Here is a 16785-nt window from a genome sequence, read left to right as displayed (position 1 = left end):
TATGAAAGCCGCTAAAAAAGTTTTTTACAACACCGGTTTCCTTTACGGAAAAGTGGTGATTACCATGTTTATCGCATTGTTTTCGACCCGTTTGATATTGAAATCTCTGGGAACAGAGGACTTTGGTATCTTTAATTTGCTGGCCGGGGTTATTCTGATGCTTTCTTTTTTGAACGGCGCGATGACGGTAACTACCCAGCGCTACCTCTCGTTTTTCCTTGGAAAGGGGGAAGTAGACAAAAACAAAGAGGTATTTAAAACCAGTATCACCCTACACTTAATTATTGGATTGCTGGTTGTTGCCCTGCTGGAAATTGCCGGACTGTTTCTTTTTGATGGCGTGCTGAATATACCGGCCGCCAGGATTGAAACGGCAAAGTATGTTTTTCATTTTATGGTGGTGAGTACATTTTTTACCATAAATGCAGTGCCGTACGATGCCGCAATTAATGCAAACGAAGATCTTTTATTTGATTCGTTAAGTGGTATTCTGGAGGCGGTATTGAAACTGGGTATTGCCTATTACCTGTTGTATACACACTTTGATAAGCTGATCACCTACGGGATTCTGATTGCTGCGGTAACTATCCTGATCAGGATGATCAAGACGATCTGGTGTTCGGTAAAGTATGCAGAATGTAAGTTTAGTTTCGGCTTTTCGGCCAATTACACGCTGCTGAAGGAAATGGCCTCGTATGCAGGATGGAATTTGTTTGGGGCCTTGTGTTATGTGGCCAGCTCTCAGGGGCTGAGCATCATATTGAACAGGTTCTATGGCGCTAAGATCAATGCATCTTATGCGGTTGCCAATCAGGTTAACTCCCAAATGCAGTCCTTTTCGGTCATGATGGTAAGGGCCTTTAATCCGCAGATCGTTAAAAGTGAAGGCGGTGGCGACAGGGAAAGGATGATCAGACTGGCTACTCAATCCAGTAAGTTTTCTGTTTTTCTGCTGCTGTTCATGGTTATTCCGATGCTCATTGAGATGCCCTTTATTTTGAAGTTCTGGTTATCCAATGTACCTCAGTATACTGCTGCCTTTTGTACGATTGTACTGATGACCAGTGTGGTTAGTCAGATGTCCACCGGATTGAAAACAGCAGTTCAGGCTACTGGCAAGATTAAACTATATCAGTCCGTTGTGGGCTCTACCGTTTTACTCACTTTGCCACTTTCGTATTTTCTGCTTAGATCTGGTTATCCCGCTTATTCGGTTTTAATTGGTGGGCTGTGCCTCGAAGCGATTTCGCTGGTGATCAGGCTCAGGATTGTGCACACCTTAACGGGCTTGTCTATAAGTGCTTTTTTCAAGAATATCATTCTAAAGGTTGGGGTGATTACTGCAGTGGGAATAGGGGTATCATTTTTACCGGGACTTTTTATGCCGGAGGGCTTTATTAGGTTGGGTGTGGTACTGGCACTGAGCTTCTGCTCTACCTCGTTATTGATATGGAATTACGGCTTTGTGCAAGCTGAACGTGATATGGTGGCCGGAATTGCAAAAGGCCTTACAAAAAAGTTATCCGGAATTCAGGTAAAATTCGCCGGAAAATAAATAAGATAATAAAATTTAATTATATGTCTTTCATAAAAAAAATCGTCCCGAAAAAAGTTAAAATCATAGCCAAGTTGTCGAAACTTTATGCTTACGATTTTAATCGATTTATTAAGAATTCGAATGTTTATCAAACCTTCGATACTGAAAACAAACTTAAAGGCAAGCTAACCATCTATTACCATGTTTTGGAGAAGGGGCTGACCATGCCCGATACCAGGCTTGGGTTTGGGGAGCCTGTTGTGCTTGAACTGATCGATATGATGAATATGTATTTGGATAAAAAATACAATTTATCTAGTCTGGAGTTTGTTCATTCCATGAATGTACTGGAAGAATATGTTGAATTCCATGACAAAAAAAGCTTTGCGTTAAAGCAGGCCATTACCGATCAGGTAGCCAAATTAAGGCTGAGAATTACCGCCTACCAGACGCCAAAACAATTTGAATTTGACAGAGACGTTTATTTCGCCCACAGGGAATCTTCCTTCGATAAGTTCTGCCTTTCGAGATACAGCTCCAGAAATTACAGCAACGTGGAGATCCCGGAAGAGGTCTTGATGAAGTGCGTAAGGCTGGCGCTAAAATCTCCTACTTCCTGTAACAGACAGGTGAACCGGATTTACATGGTTAGGTCTGCTGAGATGAAACAGGAGGTGCTGAAACTGCAATATGGCAACAGGGGATTTGGGCACCTTGCCGATACCCTGTTTGTAATCACCGCTGATATTTCAGTTTTCCAGGGCCCAAATGATAGAAATGAATCTTTTGTGAATTCAGGGATGTTTGCGATGTCGCTATTGTATGCGCTGCACAGATATGATATTGGTGCCTGCCCTTTGAACTGGAGTGTGGAGGTACATAGGGATTTGAAATTAAGACAGCTGCTGGGTATCCCGAACAATGAAAGAGTGGGATTGGTGGTTTCCTGCGGATACCTGCCTGAGAAAATTAAAATCGCATCCTCGCCAAGGCTGGATGCAGAAGAAGTGGTTAAAATTTTATAAGGACATGAAAGACCAACAAACAAAGAATATTGGGTTAGTTACCTTCCATAATGTGTACAACTATGGAGGCGTTTTACAGGCTTATGGCTTATGCAGGGCACTGGAAACACATAATATAGAGTGTATCGATTATCAGCAGCAGGATCTTGATCTGAAATACAATCATAAACTGTACGACGGCAGAAGATCACTAAAGCAGAATGCGAAACATTTTGTAAAGCACTTTATTTTAAAAAAAGGGGTTAAAAAAGAAAATAAGATCAAAGCGTTTATTACCGAGTATATCCCCTTGAGCAAGGGTTCTTATAAGAACCTTACTGAGGTGGATGTAAACAGTAAGCAATATGATGTACTGATCAGTGGCAGCGATCAGATCTGGAACCCTCAGTTTACCGGAGGCAAGCTGGATCCTGTGTACTTGCTGGCCTTTGGAAACGACAGGGTAAAAAGATTGTCGTACGCCTCCAGTGCGGGTGCGCATAAGTTCGCCAATGGCGACAGGAAGACTTTAACTGCATCTTTAGGTGCCTATAAGAACATCTCGGTAAGGGAGCAGTTTTTAAAGGATCAGATTTCAACCTTTATGGATAAAGATGTGCAGGTGGTGGTGGATCCGACATTATTGCTGACCGGTGAGCAGTGGAGGACGATTGCCAAACCGCTGTCGCGCGAAATACCAAAGGACTATGTACTGATCTATACCTTTGACAACAATAGTGTTTGCATTAACCTGGCAAAAGACATTGCTAAAAAATTAGGCTGCAAGGTGGTGTTCATCAGCAGTAAAAAACAGAAAGCCGATCTGGTTGATGTGTGCTTAGAGGATGTCGGGCCTAATGAATTCATCTGGTTGTTTGATAATGCCAGGTTTGTGGTAACCAATTCTTTCCACGGAACTACTTTCTCTCTTATTTTCCAAAAGAACTTTTACAGCATTTATAAGAATTCTAACCCTTACAGGGTATTGAACTTATTGGAGGTACTGGGGCTGAAGGACCGATTGATCAAAAATGCGGACGATCTGGCTGATGTAACTGCGCCTATTGACTATACCATTCCATCGAAATTATTAAGTGAACGTAGGGAAGACTCAATTAAATTTTTATTTGACTCCCTGTAATAGATACTAAATGACAGTTACTGAAGAACTTTTACCCGAGCAGCAGATAGAAAGCGAAGAGCAAATAGAGAAAAAGGCGAAACTGATCTCATTCATTTTGATCTTTAATCTTTCTTACTTCTTTTTTTTCAGGCCATTAAATTTAAATGATGACCTGTTAAAGGCATTCTATTATGTGCTGTTAGCCGGGATGATCTTCTATTCGAGAAATTACATATTCGGGTCGTACAGGGACAGGTTCTCTTATGTCATAAGGACGATGTCGTTGTTTACTTTCATCTCCGTATTTTGTGCAACGCTGTTCTGGAAACAGGGTTTCCTGGATACCTTCATTTCGACCATCCCTAATTTTTCGTTCCTGTTTTACTTCTATTTGGCAAAGAGCCAACCCAAAATGCATGAGGTGGAGCGCTTTATATGGGTGTTTGTGGCCATTTACCTGGTCTGCTTTTATGTGGGGCTGGCGGTTTCTCCGTTCAGGCTGTTTAAAGGCTACGGTGAGTTGGATAAGGAGATTGATACGAGTCGCGGGATTTCGAGAATAAGGCTCACCTTGATTGGGGCAGGTCCGCTTTACCTTGCCTATTTTCTGTCCATTTCGAAAATAAAGTATGCTTTTAATAAGAAATGGGTGGTGGTATGTGTGGTATTGTTTGTGACCATTGTGCTCCACCTGGGCAGACAGGCGATTATTTTCAGCTTCATTTTAGGCTTGCTGTATTTTCTGGATAACCTGAGTTTGATGAAAAGGCTTTTGGTTGTTTTTGGCTTTGTTGCAGCCTTTTGGGTGCTTTTGATCGTGAGTCCGGTGATCTCTGCATTAATTGAAAAAAGTGAGACGGAGTATTCCGGTCAGAAGGAAGGAGATGAGAACCCGAGGGTGGGAGCTTACCGGTTTTATTTTACAGAGGTCTCTCCGAATGTGATCACCGATTTGCTTGGCAATGGCAGGTACTCGCTTGGCAAATCAAAATACGGAGATTTTATAGATAAGTATGGGCGCTCTCAGGGCTATGTGGCTGCTGATGTGGGCTACGCCTCTATATTTTTATATTTTGGTTTTGTAGGGCTGTTCCTGTTTTTCAAACTCCTGATCTCTACTTTGAGAACCCGGGTGCCGAATGAATTTGCCTACGCAAAATATTACATTTTTTTCCTGTTCCTTGGCAATATTGCAGGGAGCACATTATTAGGAACTGTCCCCGTTTTATGCGTCGCTTTATATGTGATCAATATTTCCAGAGAGCTGGTTTATAAGTAATAAGTTTTAAACAATAAAATTAACGTATATGTGTAAAGTTAAAGTTGTCCACGTTGTTCATGATTTCCTTTTTGGCGGAATTGAAGCCTTTCTCTTTTATTTAACCCAGGCGCAGGCAAAGAATCCGGAGCTTGATGTGAGTATACTTTGCTGTCAGGATAAAGATGCGGTTGCCAATAAACGGATCGTTAATACGGGAATCCCGATCTTTTATGTGAAGCTAAATCCTTTTGACTATAACATAAGGACGTATAAAAAGATCCTGAAGATCACCAATACACACGACATTGTTCACCTGCATATCTTTAAACCGCTAATGGCCGAGGCGCTGCGGTTTTCTAAGGCGAAGATCATCTATACCAATCATAGTGCGGGACTAGACGGCCGGCCGGATACCATTTCTTTTAAAGCGAAAACCAGATTGCTGGTGCGCTTTCTGAATTCTATTTGCGATTCGGTGACCAATAATTCACTCTACACAAAAGATTTCTGGATTAAGATGGGGGTTAAAAATCCATCTAATTCGGTGATCTATAACGGGGTTCTGTTTAAGGACAGCTGGAATGAAAAACGGGCACTGGAGGAGTTTCCATCCTTGAATGAAAAGTTCATTATAGGCACCACCTCCAGGTTTATCAGCTGGAAGCGGGTGGAGTATTTGATTGAGGCTTTTTTTGAGATGCAAAAGAATAACGATGATGTGATGTTATTGCTGGTTGGTGATGGAGAGACCAGAGAAAAGCTGACGGCTTATGTAGAAGAGTTGGGGATAACCAAAAAAGTAATATTTGCAGGCTTCCAAACCAATGTGATCGATTACCAGGCAGTAATGAATTTATGTGTGTTTGCATCGAGTTCTGAACCTTTTGGTTTGGTTGCGGTTGAATGTTTGCATCTGGGCAAACCAACAATTGTATTTAAAGATGGTGGTGGCATAACAGAGATCATTGAAGGCATAGAAAAGGATTTTATTGTTGATGATATCCCGCAGCTGACCAGCTTATTGCAAGCAAAATATACGGAGTTTGCGGAAGGTGAGGTTGATGATTCGGCCCAAAAACGGATTGAATATGCGGAAAAGTTTAATGTTGTGGAGATCGAAAAGGAGTTTTATGATTTATACAAACAAACGGTAAATTTTTAGTTATGAAGAGCTTTATATATCCTTCGAGAATAAAGGATTCTAACCTGGGTGATGTTTTGATCAATGCCTTGCTGATACGCGAAATATCAAAATTCGGAAAGGTTTTTATAGATGGTAAAGTGCCCTCATTATATGATCTGGTGACCTTAAATAATCCCTTTGCTAAAAACATCGTTATTGTTGAGGGAATTAAGGCTTTTGAGGGTAAGCCAGTACTGAGGTGGCTGAATTTAGCTTCGGTTATTGGTAAGGTTGACTTCGTCTTCGATCCTCCCGGCGCCTATTTTGAAGGTAAGGATGCGGCTAAGGCAAAGTTTAAGTTTTATAAGTATTTTTTGAGAGCGGTAGTATTGAAAACGGCCAAAATAGGCGTGCTGAGGTGGGGTGTGAGCTTAGGCCCATACTCTGATGGCGGCTATGCTGATCAAAGGAAACTCTCGAACGTTTATACCGATATAGCGGTCAGGGATTCTAATAATTATGACCATTTGAAAGAGAAGGGTTTTAACAATCTTTCTTTGATTGATGACCTGGCGTTTTTATATGATATCGGTGATTTTCAAGCTGTAATTGACCGCGTTGAGCTGGATTATAAGGGCGACAATTATGTGGTGGTTTCTATAAGGGGTGATATTGAGGGTAAGGAGCTGAACAAGGCTTATTTGGATCAGATTGCAGTGAACCTGATGCGGATGTTTGCAGATACGATTGTAAAAAATGAAGAGATTGTTCTGGCCTATCAGGTGGTAGAAGACCTGGAGTCTTTACAGTACCTGAAAGACATTTTAGAACGGAACAATTACAAGTGTAAGCTGCTGGATAAGCAATTGAGCTTTGCACAGGCTATTGGCCTTTATGCGGGTGCAAGATTTCTATATACAAACCGCTTGCACGTAGCTTTATTGTCTATTTTAAACAATACGGTGCCTATTATTCTGACGGATCTGAAATTGCACCATAAGCTGGTGAATGTGTTTAAGGACCTTGATCTTGAAGCACTGTTGATTGATACCAAACCGGATACCGAGATTAAGTTTAGCATAGATGCTGAGCATTCTTATCTGGAAAAATTCATCCATTTTAAAAAACAAAAGGCCAAGACAATTACCGATCATTTTGGCCGGCTTTTCCTGAACTAAAGCTGCGCTACAGTTTACGTTAATAGGATACATTTTGAAATATTAATTATGAAAAGTATGAGGTTATTGGTTTTTTTTCTTCTCTGTTCATTCAATATTTTCGCTCAAAATAATGATAAGATTTTTTATGTTGCCCCTGGTGGAAACGATCAGTCGGCCGGAAGCATAGATCAGCCTTTGCGCAGCTTAAATGGCGCATTGCAAAAGGCTGCCTCCGTAAAAGGTGGATCCGTTTCCATCCTGATCAGGGGTGGCACTTATTTTACGGATAAAACAATAAGCATTGGCAGTAACGACAATGTGAAGCAGCTTACCATTGCCAATTATAAAGGCGAAAAGGTGTTGCTTAGCGGAGGAGTTAAAATTGATAAATCTGCTGTGAAGAAAACTGCTGCAAGCATTTATCAGATTGACCTGAAGAAAGCAGGCATCACCGATTATGGTGAGTTGCAGCAGCATGGCCATAGAAATGCCGTTACCGCTCCGCTGGAGCTGTTTTATAAAGGTCAGGCTATGGAGCTGGCCAGGTGGCCAAACAAGGGCTTTTTGCCTATTGGAAAGGTTAGTAATCCGGGAATAAAGGATAAGCGTGTAACGGGTACTCAGGCAGGGGCGGTGTTTGCTTGTAGCGGAGACCGGCCCGCAAAATGGAAGAAAACAGACCAGGTATGGGTGAGTGGTTTTCTGGCCAATGGGTTTGCAAACGATAATGTGCCGGTTAAATCTATCGATGGAAATGAAATAACTTTAGATGCTACTACGAGTTATGGCGTAAAAAGTACGGATGAGGCATCGCCTTTCAGGAGGTTTTTCTTTTACAATATCCCGGAAGAACTGGACAGTTCAGGCGAGTATTATTTAGACAGAACAACCGGGATTCTATCTTTTTACCATTCGGGTGATCTGGCAGATGAGCTCTTTGTTTCTGTGTGCAGTACACCTATCATTTCCTTAATCAATTCAGATAACGTAACGTTAAGCGGATTGGAAATTGGTTATGGCAGGGATATGGGTATTTATGCGCAGGGCACCAAAAACATTAACATCAAGAACTGTACGATAATGAACCTGGGTACGGTGGGTATCGGGATTGGAAAGAACACTGCTGATAAATCTTTGTATAAGAGTTATGAAGAGCTGATCTCTTTTGATAAGACCTCGGCTTTTGCCATAAAATCGTGCAAAATCTACAATACCGGAACCGGAGGTGTTTTCATGACAGGAGGTGATAGACAAAATCTATTGCCGGCAGGGAACATAATAGATAATACTGAGATTTACAATTATGCAAGAAGGAATTGGGTAAGTTCTCCTGCTATATTTTTGGGCGGGGTAGGCAATACCATAAAGAACTGCTTTATTCATGATAGCCAGGGGCAGGCAATTATGTACTGGGGAAATAATCATGACATCTCGTACAATAAAATTCAAGATGTGGTGCAGGAAATAAATGACCAGGGCGCAGTGTATACGGGACGCGACCGCTCATCAACAGGGACGCGGATCCATAACGACCTTTTTGAGAATTTGGTGAGCCCCAGAGGCTATATGGTTGCCGCGGTATACATAGACGATGGAAGTGGAGGCATTAAGGTGGACAGTAATGTTTTTAAAAACTGTGGATCTGTACAGGGTAAGCAGAGGTTTGGTGCGGTTCATATAAATGGCGGCGGGGACAATACATTTGCCGACAATAACTTTGTGAACTGCGGGCTGGCGGTTTCCATGACTTCCTGGACCGATGAGAAATGGAAGGCGCTGATGGGTACAAAAGAGATGAGCAAGAAGCTGAAGAGTGATGTGAATTCAAATTCGGCACTTTTTCTAAAACGGTATCCCTATTTAAAGAAGCTGGCTTCAAATGATTACAGGCCGGGACCAAATAAATTCAAAAATAGTTTATGTATAAATGTTGGCCGGTTTTCGTCGAATAAATCGGTATTAGACAGCAATACGGTTTCCCTTGGTAAGGATCCCCGAGGGGCTGCTTTAAAAGGATTAAAACAAATTAATGTTTCGAACATCGGACTGAGAAAATAAAAATTCTTATCCGCAAAAAAAATAATCAAACCCTATCTAAAAAAATGAATATAGCTCCAATTTTATTATTTACCTATAAGCGGCTGGATACCCTGAAAACTACGGTTGAAGCGCTTGCAAAAAACGAACTCGCAGCGGATAGCGAGCTCTTTATTTTCTCTGATGCTGCCAAAGTTGAAAAGGATGAAGTGATTGTAAAGCAGGTTAGAGATTTTATAAAAACCATAACCGGATTTAAAGCGATTACAGTAGTGGAGGCAGAGAAAAACAAAGGCCTGGCGAAGTCGATCATTGACGGCGTTACTTCTGTTTTTCAGAAATTTGATACGGTTATTGTGCTGGAAGATGACCTGAGTACCACCAGTAATTTTCTTACCTTCATGAACACCTGCCTGGAGAAATACAAGTCGGATCCGGCGGCATTTTCTATTTCGGGTTATGCTTTTAACCTGGGGCAGTCTAAGGATGATCATGATGATGCTTATTTCTTAAAGCGTGGTTGGTCCTGGGGCTGGGCTACCTGGAAAGATCGCTGGTCGGATGTGGATTGGGCGGTTAAAGACTATGCGCTTTTCAAAAAGGATTCCAGAGCACAAAGAGAATTTGCTGTTGGCGGTTCGGATTTGAACAAGATGCTGGCCGAGCAAATGGAAGGTCGCCTCGATTCCTGGGCGATACGTTGGTTCTACCATCAGTTCAGGAAGGGCGGGTTGACGATTTATCCGGTTTTCTCGAAGGTATTTAACAATGGTTTTGACCAGTTCGCTACGCATACCAATGGTTCCGGCAGAAGGTATTTGCCTGCATTGGATACCGAAGAACGGATGAGCTTTTCCTTGCCGCATAAAGTTCAGGTAAATCAATTTTATCAAAATAAGTTTATCCTTAAAATGGGATTGGTATCGAGGATCATCTCGAAAATTGAAACAATTTTTCAAAGGGTGTTCAAATGAGTGTAGTCGGCTTAATAAAGGATTTGAGGGATTTGTATCTGGCCAAAATAAAATGGGCCAGGTACGATATTGCAGAGGGTTTCCATGCGGGTGTAAGGGTAAGGTTGTGGGCGAAAAATCAGATTAAGATCGGTAAGCATTTTTACATCGGGAGAGATTCGTTAATAGAGACGGATTGTGTGATTGGCGATTATGTAATCTTTGGAAACAGGGTGGGTATTGTTGGGCGGTATGACCATCATTTTCAGCAGGTAGGTACGCCGATAAGGATTGCCTCGTCTATTCGTGAAGAAAGCTACGATTGGAAGGGCAAGGGCCTGGTGACCAGGATTGGCAATGATGTTTGGGTGGGCTACGGTGCAACGATAATGCAGGGGGTGGTGATCAATGACGGAGCAATTATAGCCGCGGGATCTGTAGTGACCAAGGATGTGGAGCCGTATAGTATTTATGGCGGGAACCCGGCCAGGAAAATTAAGGACAGGTTTGACTCGGAAGAGGAATTGAGTAATCATTTGAGGGAATTGAATAGCATGATTAGCTAGAGGTTCTTTATTCGTGAAGTTCATTTCACATATTGGGCCTGTCAGTTCTAGTGGGTATTTACCCAAAAAGATGTTTGGGACCCTGTTGTAGAAAACGCGTCTCAAAGTGAATTTAAAAATTGACATTTTCCGGCAGGCGGCGCTGGATATACTTCCGGATTGATCGTATAAAAAGATTTATAGATAGTTACCGATATCACATGGGCAAGGATAAAAGCATGCATAATATTTCGTAGCTCCTCATCTCAGCGTTTTTGGATATGTGGGTAGGGTTATAGCTAACTGCCGGCGGTGTTATCCTGAGAAATTTGGGTATGTTATCGAATTGCGATTAGAAATTTAACATTTTTCTGGTTTTATGCTGAGTTAGCATTGAATTTTTGCAGGGTATCCATTTGCTTTATTCTTTAATAATGCTGACTGTTACTTTCGATCTTCTTCGAAAGTCAGTATTGAGGTACGTAAAGGGTGTCAATTAAAATTCTGACTTTGTACTTATGCTTAAAAATTTGTAATTTTAACATCATTGTAATTAAAAATTTAACAAACGCTCCCATTTAAGTCAAATTGACCTTAGATTTTTGCATCCTAAATCTTCAAACTATGGATAAGCTGTATATTTCGCAGATAGTAGACACTCGATTCCGTGCCAAACTGTGCACCCGAACTTCTGCCTTTAATTTCGGGAGGTACCTTAGCCTTTAGGCCAAATATATTCAAATCCCGAAAATTCACCTTACCCATTTCTTGGACAAGTTTTTTTGTTTTTAGCATTTTGACTGACAGCGGGTAGTCCCTAAGGCTGTTTTTGTGATCTGAAAAGAGATTGTAGCATCAATTTTTTATAAATCGGTCTGTCTGAAGAAGTCTTCAGAGATCTGCTTCAGAATTTTGCAATGAAACGCAATTAGAGGCGCGTTGATTGATTTCTATAATCAAAATGAATATTCGGTCCACAGCGCCTATCTTGAAGCTAAAAACCGCTTAAAATAAGCCGAGTGACCACTTTTCAGCGAAATCGACTGATCATTTTGGGCCGTAATATGAGGCCACGTTCCGCGAAAGAGGTGGCCACATATGGAATAATCCCCAGCTTAGGCCAAAGAATGGGTTTCGACCGAATAGTATGGTGGTAGACTAAAGGAATGGATTGTCGAAAATTGCTAAAACAGATTTGCCAGGAGATTTTTAAAAAATGCGCTAATCGTGTAACAACAGGAGGTTTAAGTGTATGGAGGCAAAAATCACGGTGTTGACATTAGGGAAAACCATGACCAGAGGGATCAAAAAAAGAGGACGCCCGATGTGGTGCGTCCTCTCAGCTTAGGGAGGTTAGGTATTAATAGGGACTTAATTCCAATTCATTTCCTTTACTTCGTTATATACTTTTTTGATTCCTTCTTCGAGGGATATTTTTGCTTTCCAGCCTTGTGCATTTAATTTGCTTACATCCATTAATTTTCTTGGTGTGCCATCTGGTTTAGAAAGGTCTTTGATGACTTCGCCCTGGTAGCCCACAACTTTTACCACAAGGTCGGCTAAGTCTTTAATGGAGATGTCTTCGCCTACGCCGATGTTAACCAGACCTGGTTCGTTGTAAGTTTCCATCAGGTGGATGCAGGCATCCGCAAGATCATCTACATATAGAAACTCTCTTTTTGGTGTTCCTGTGCCCCAGATGGTCACTGAAGGCTCTGCATTGTTTTTGGCGGCAATTACCTTTCTGATCAATGCGGGTAAAACATGTGAGTTATTCAGGTCGTAATTGTCGTTAGGGCCGTACAGATTGGTAGGCATAACAGAGATGTAATTACAGCCATATTGTGACCGGTAAGCATCACACATTTTAATGCCGGCGATCTTTGCGATGGCATACGGCTCATTGGTTTGCTCCAGCTCGCCTGTAAGCAGGTACTCTTCTTTTAATGGCTGTGGTGCCATTCTAGGGTAGATGCAGGACGAACCCAGGAACATCAGTTTGGTCACGTCATTCAGGTACGAGGCATGGATCACATTGTTCTGGATCATTAAATTCTCGTATAGAAATTCGCCCCTGAAGACGTTATTTGCCATAATGCCGCCCACTTTCGCTGCGGCCAGGAATACATATTCCGGTTTTTCGGTTGCGAAAAAGTCGTTTACTTCCTGTTGATTCCTTAAATCTAATTCTTTTGAACTGCGTGTGATAATTTGGGTATAGCCTTGTTGCTGCAATTTTCTTGCTATTGCAGATCCGACCATACCGTTGTGACCGGCTATATAGATTTTTGAAGTATGTTTCATGACTTGGTTTTCAGTTTTTCTTTGGCAAGCAAGTATAAAAACTTACTGTTTGTTGTTAAATACCTCTTAAAAAGTCTTTTTGGTTCCTGTATTAAGCGGTAAACCCATTCCAGACTATTGTCCTGCATCCATTTTGGTGCCCGCTTCTGTGCGCCTGTAAATACAGGTAGTGCACCTCCGATGCCAATCATTAATGCGGGCACTTTGCCTTTCATTTCAGCCATCCACATTTCTTGTTTAGGGCAGCCCAGGGCAACAAAGATCAGGTGAGCGCCGGAATCTTTAATCCGTTGTTCATCCTCCAGCTTTTCTGCGTCAGTAAGCTTGCGAAAGGGTGGGGAATACAATCCTGCTACCCTTAAAGTTGGATAAGCCTCGCGGATATACGTTTCTGCGGTGTTCAGTGTTTTCTGATCGCCACCGTAGAAATAAACAGACAGGTCGCTTTTCTCGCACTCGGCAAGGAGTGCAGGCAGCAGACTCATTCCGTCTACGCGGTCCTGTTTCAGGTTGTATTCATATTTGAAGCCTTGAGCCAAAGGCATGCCGTCTGGAGTTACTATATCGGCCTGATTTACCACATCTGCATATTTAGGGGTGTTGTGCGCCTCAATGAGCATATGCACATTGGCAACACAAACGTAAGAAGAAACCCTTTCTACGGCGTATTTAAGAATAGCGCCTATAAATTCGTTGTACGATCCACTTGATACATCAATGGAAAGAAGTCGTTTTTTTACTAACATAATGATGCATTTTATTCAAATTGATTTTTAACTGCATATCCTGATTCTTTTAGCATTCTTTCCTTTTGGAAGTGCTGTAAATCTGAGTTCATCATATCGTTGACCAATCCTGCCAGGTCATATTTTGGCTCCCATTTTAATTTTTCTTTACATTTTGAAGGGTCACCGATCAATAGGTCCACTTCTGTAGGGCGGAAGTAACGCTTGTCTACCGCTACAACTTCTTTCCCGATTTCGACCAGGTAGTCCGGATTGCTGCAGGAAACAACTGTTCCTACTTCGTCTACACCTTCGCCGGTAAACTCAAGGGTGATGCCTACTTCATCAAAGGCCATTTTGATAAAATCACGTACGGTAGTGGTAATTCCTGTTGCGATCACGAAATCCTCAGGGGTGTCATGCTGCAGGATCAGCCACATGGCTTCAACATAATCTTTGGCATGTCCCCAGTCTCTTCGTGCATCGAGATTTCCCAGGTATAATTTATCCTGCAATCCCAGTGCGATTTTAGCCGTTCCGCGGGTGATTTTTCTGGTTACGAATGTTTCTCCGCGTAATGGACTTTCATGGTTGAAAAGTATGCCGTTGCAGGCAAACATGCCATAAGCTTCGCGATAGTTGACCGTGATCCAGTAAGCGTACATTTTTGCAACCGCATAAGGTGAGCGCGGATAGAAAGGAGTAGTTTCTGACTGTGGCACTGCCTGTACCAAACCATATAGTTCAGACGTTGAGGCCTGGTACACTTTTGTTTTCTTTACCAGCCCCAGAATTCTGATGGCTTCCAGTATTCTGAGTGTTCCTATGCCATCGGCGTTGGCGGTGTATTCAGGAGTTTCGAAACTTACCTGAACATGGCTCATTGCACCTAAATTATAAATCTCATCAGGCTGTACTTGCTGAATGATCCTTATTAAGTTAGTTGAGTCGCTTAAATCTCCGTAATGTAATACGAAGCGGATGTCGCTTTCGTGTGGATCCTGATAGAGGTGATCAATACGGTCGGTGTTGAATAGCGAGCTGCGACGTTTAACGCCATGCACTTCGTAACCTTTTTTTAACAGCAAATCTGCCAGATATGCTCCGTCTTGTCCTGTAATACCTGTGATAAGTGCTTTCTTCATAAATAGGGATGATTTAATTGGGAATGATTTACTTGTTTTTTAAAATTTGAGGCAAAAACAACAATTTGGTGGTGTTGTTTGTGTATGCTTGCCTTATTTGTTTGTAAAAATAAGGTTATATGATGAGAATTGGTAATTATTTATGATAAAATAGTAAATTTTTTTATCTTTTTTAGTTTGTATGTGCTTAAAGCTTGGGTTTTTGCCTTCTATTGTTACTATAATGATATATTATTATGAATAATTGGTTATTTTAATATTATTTTTTTGTTAAAAATGGGAAGTCTTGCTCTTTTTGTAGCTTAAATTATATATTTGTAAGGCATTTGGTTGTTTTATGCAAAAAAAATGACGATCAATGTTATCTTTTTGTTAAGTTTTATTAAAAATCATCTGAATCCTTATTGTTTTACTTAAATAATGTTAACTTATCATGCAAATTACAAACATATGTTGTATCGGAGCCGGTTATGTAGGTGGCCCTACAATGGCGATTATTGCTAAGCAGTGTCCTGAAATAAAAGTAACCGTGGTGGACCTGAATGAGGCCCGGATTGCTGCCTGGAACGACCAGGATATGGACAATATGCCGGTGTATGAGCCGGGGCTTAGCGATGTGGTTGCTCAAGCCAGGGGTAGGAATCTCTTTTTCTCTACTGATGTGGATAAAGCCATAGACGAAGCGCAAATGATTTTCATTTCTGTGAATACGCCAACCAAAACTTATGGTTCGGGCAAGGGGATGGGCGCGGATTTGAAATGGATTGAATTGTGTGCAAGGCAGATTGCAAGAGTTTCGAAGTCAAATAAAATTATTGTGGAGAAATCGACCCTGCCTGTAAGGACCGCAGAGGCGATAAAGGATATTTTGCAATATGCAGGCAATGATATCGAATTCCAGGTATTGTCTAATCCTGAGTTTCTTGCTGAAGGTACTGCGGTGGAAGATCTGCTGAATCCTGATCGGGTGCTGATTGGTGGGGATTCTTCGCCGGAAGGCAAGCGTGCTATTGAGTCGCTGGTTGAAATTTATAACAACTGGATTCCCAGAGAGCGTATTTTAACAACTAATGTATGGTCATCTGAGCTTTCTAAATTGGTTGCGAATGCATTTTTGGCGCAGCGGATCTCTTCGATCAATGCGATATCTGAGTTGTGCGAGAAAACTGAAGCGGATGTAAATGAAGTTGCCAGAGCGATAGGGATGGATAGTCGTATCGGTCCTAAGTTCCTGAAAGCGTCTGTAGGTTTTGGTGGTTCGTGTTTTCAAAAAGACATTTTAAACCTGGTATACATATCGAGGTCATTCGGGCTGACTGAGGTGGCTGATTACTGGGAGCAGGTGATCATTATGAACGATCATCAGAAAAAAAGATTTGCGTTAAATATTGTTCGTAAACTTTACAATACGGTATCGGGTAAAAAGATTGCGTTTTTGGGCTGGGCTTTTAAAAAGGATACCAATGATACCCGTGAATCTGCAGCGATCTATGTGGCAGATTATTTGTTGAATGAGCAGGCTGAACTCCGGGTGTATGATCCGAAGGTGGTTGAAAGGCAGGTTTATGCGGATCTGGATTATTTGGGTTCCAGAACTGCTGAGCAGAACAGGGCGAGTATAGGTGTTGGGGCTGATCCTTATGAGGTGTGTAAAGGTGCGCATGCGATAGCTGTGCTTACGGAGTGGGACGAGTTTAAGGATTACGATTGGGAAAGGATTTATGACGGCATGTTGAAGCCGGCAAAAATTTTTGACGGACGAAATTTGCTGGATGCAGACAAATTAAGGTCGATTGGCTTTATTGTTCAGTCTATAGGAACCAAGTCTTTAAAGAAGCAGCTGGTTGCTGTTTAAAATCTATATATTC

The 16785-nt window shown here is 41.7% G+C and carries 13 protein-coding genes; 10 read left to right on the top strand and 3 right to left on the bottom strand.

Going from position 1 to position 16785, the window contains the following annotated elements; genetic code table 11:
- Position 1 precedes the first annotated feature (1 nt).
- Genes HQN86_RS16345 through HQN86_RS27070 form a run of 9 tightly spaced genes read left to right on the top strand, consistent with a single transcriptional unit; the run spans position 2 to position 10764 of the window.
- Positions 2-1555: an MATE family efflux transporter gene (locus HQN86_RS16345; protein ID WP_172662000.1), complete on the top strand. Its 1554-nt coding sequence runs from the start codon at positions 2-4 to the stop codon at positions 1553-1555.
- 23 nt (positions 1556-1578) lie between these two features.
- Positions 1579-2562 (top strand): nitroreductase family protein, encoded by a 984-nt coding sequence (locus HQN86_RS16340; RefSeq protein ID WP_172661999.1) that lies wholly within the window; start codon positions 1579-1581, stop codon positions 2560-2562.
- Positions 2563-2566: 4 nt separating this feature from the next.
- Positions 2567-3682, top strand: coding sequence for a polysaccharide pyruvyl transferase family protein (locus HQN86_RS16335; RefSeq protein ID WP_172661998.1), 1116 nt, complete (start codon positions 2567-2569; stop codon positions 3680-3682).
- A gap of 10 nt (positions 3683-3692) precedes the next feature.
- Positions 3693-4943, top strand: a complete 1251-nt coding sequence (locus tag HQN86_RS16330) for an O-antigen ligase family protein (RefSeq protein WP_172661997.1) — start codon at positions 3693-3695, stop codon at positions 4941-4943.
- A gap of 28 nt (positions 4944-4971) precedes the next feature.
- Positions 4972-6087 (top strand): glycosyltransferase family 4 protein, encoded by a 1116-nt coding sequence (locus HQN86_RS16325; protein WP_172661996.1) that lies wholly within the window; start codon positions 4972-4974, stop codon positions 6085-6087.
- A gap of 2 nt (positions 6088-6089) precedes the next feature.
- A complete protein-coding gene (locus HQN86_RS16320; RefSeq protein WP_172661995.1) occupies positions 6090-7226 on the top strand; it encodes a polysaccharide pyruvyl transferase family protein in 1137 nt (378 codons plus the stop codon).
- Positions 7227-7283: 57 nt separating this feature from the next.
- Positions 7284-9266, top strand: a complete 1983-nt coding sequence (locus HQN86_RS16315) for a right-handed parallel beta-helix repeat-containing protein (RefSeq protein ID WP_216854435.1) — start codon at positions 7284-7286, stop codon at positions 9264-9266.
- Positions 9263-10219, top strand: a complete 957-nt coding sequence (locus tag HQN86_RS16310; RefSeq protein WP_317171721.1) for a glycosyltransferase family protein — start codon at positions 9263-9265, stop codon at positions 10217-10219. The genes HQN86_RS16315 and HQN86_RS16310 overlap by 4 nt, the downstream gene beginning before the upstream one ends.
- The gene (locus HQN86_RS27070; RefSeq protein WP_172661992.1) at positions 10216-10764 is read left to right on the top strand and encodes a CatB-related O-acetyltransferase; all 549 of its coding nucleotides are present in this window, start codon (positions 10216-10218) and stop codon (positions 10762-10764) included. Before HQN86_RS16310 ends, HQN86_RS27070 begins: the two co-directional genes overlap by 4 nt.
- 1350 nt (positions 10765-12114) lie before the next feature.
- Here the strand turns inward: HQN86_RS27070 and fcl are convergent.
- The 3 genes from fcl to gmd are packed head-to-tail and all read right to left on the bottom strand — an operon-like array spanning position 12115 to position 14917.
- Positions 12115-13047 carry a GDP-L-fucose synthase gene (gene fcl / locus HQN86_RS16300; protein WP_172661991.1) on the bottom strand — a complete coding sequence of 311 codons (933 nt, stop codon included), beginning with the start codon at positions 13045-13047 and terminating at the stop codon, positions 12115-12117.
- A complete protein-coding gene (locus tag HQN86_RS16295) occupies positions 13044-13793 on the bottom strand; it encodes a WecB/TagA/CpsF family glycosyltransferase (RefSeq protein WP_172661990.1) in 750 nt (249 codons plus the stop codon). The genes fcl and HQN86_RS16295 overlap by 4 nt, the downstream gene beginning before the upstream one ends.
- Positions 13794-13804: 11 nt before the next feature.
- Complete coding sequence (gene gmd, locus HQN86_RS16290) at positions 13805-14917, bottom strand: GDP-mannose 4,6-dehydratase (RefSeq protein WP_172661989.1); 1113 nt, start codon at positions 14915-14917, stop codon at positions 13805-13807.
- A gap of 433 nt (positions 14918-15350) precedes the next feature.
- Between gmd and HQN86_RS16285 the strand changes: the two genes are divergently transcribed.
- Complete coding sequence (locus HQN86_RS16285; protein WP_172661988.1) at positions 15351-16772, top strand: UDP-glucose 6-dehydrogenase; 1422 nt, start codon at positions 15351-15353, stop codon at positions 16770-16772.
- Positions 16773-16785: the final 13 nt, after the last annotated feature.

Origin of the sequence: Pedobacter panaciterrae, assembly GCF_013204795.1 — a bacterium.
GTDB lineage: Bacteria > Bacteroidota > Bacteroidia > Sphingobacteriales > Sphingobacteriaceae > Pedobacter > Pedobacter panaciterrae.
This window is presented reverse-complemented; position numbering and strand designations above follow the sequence as displayed.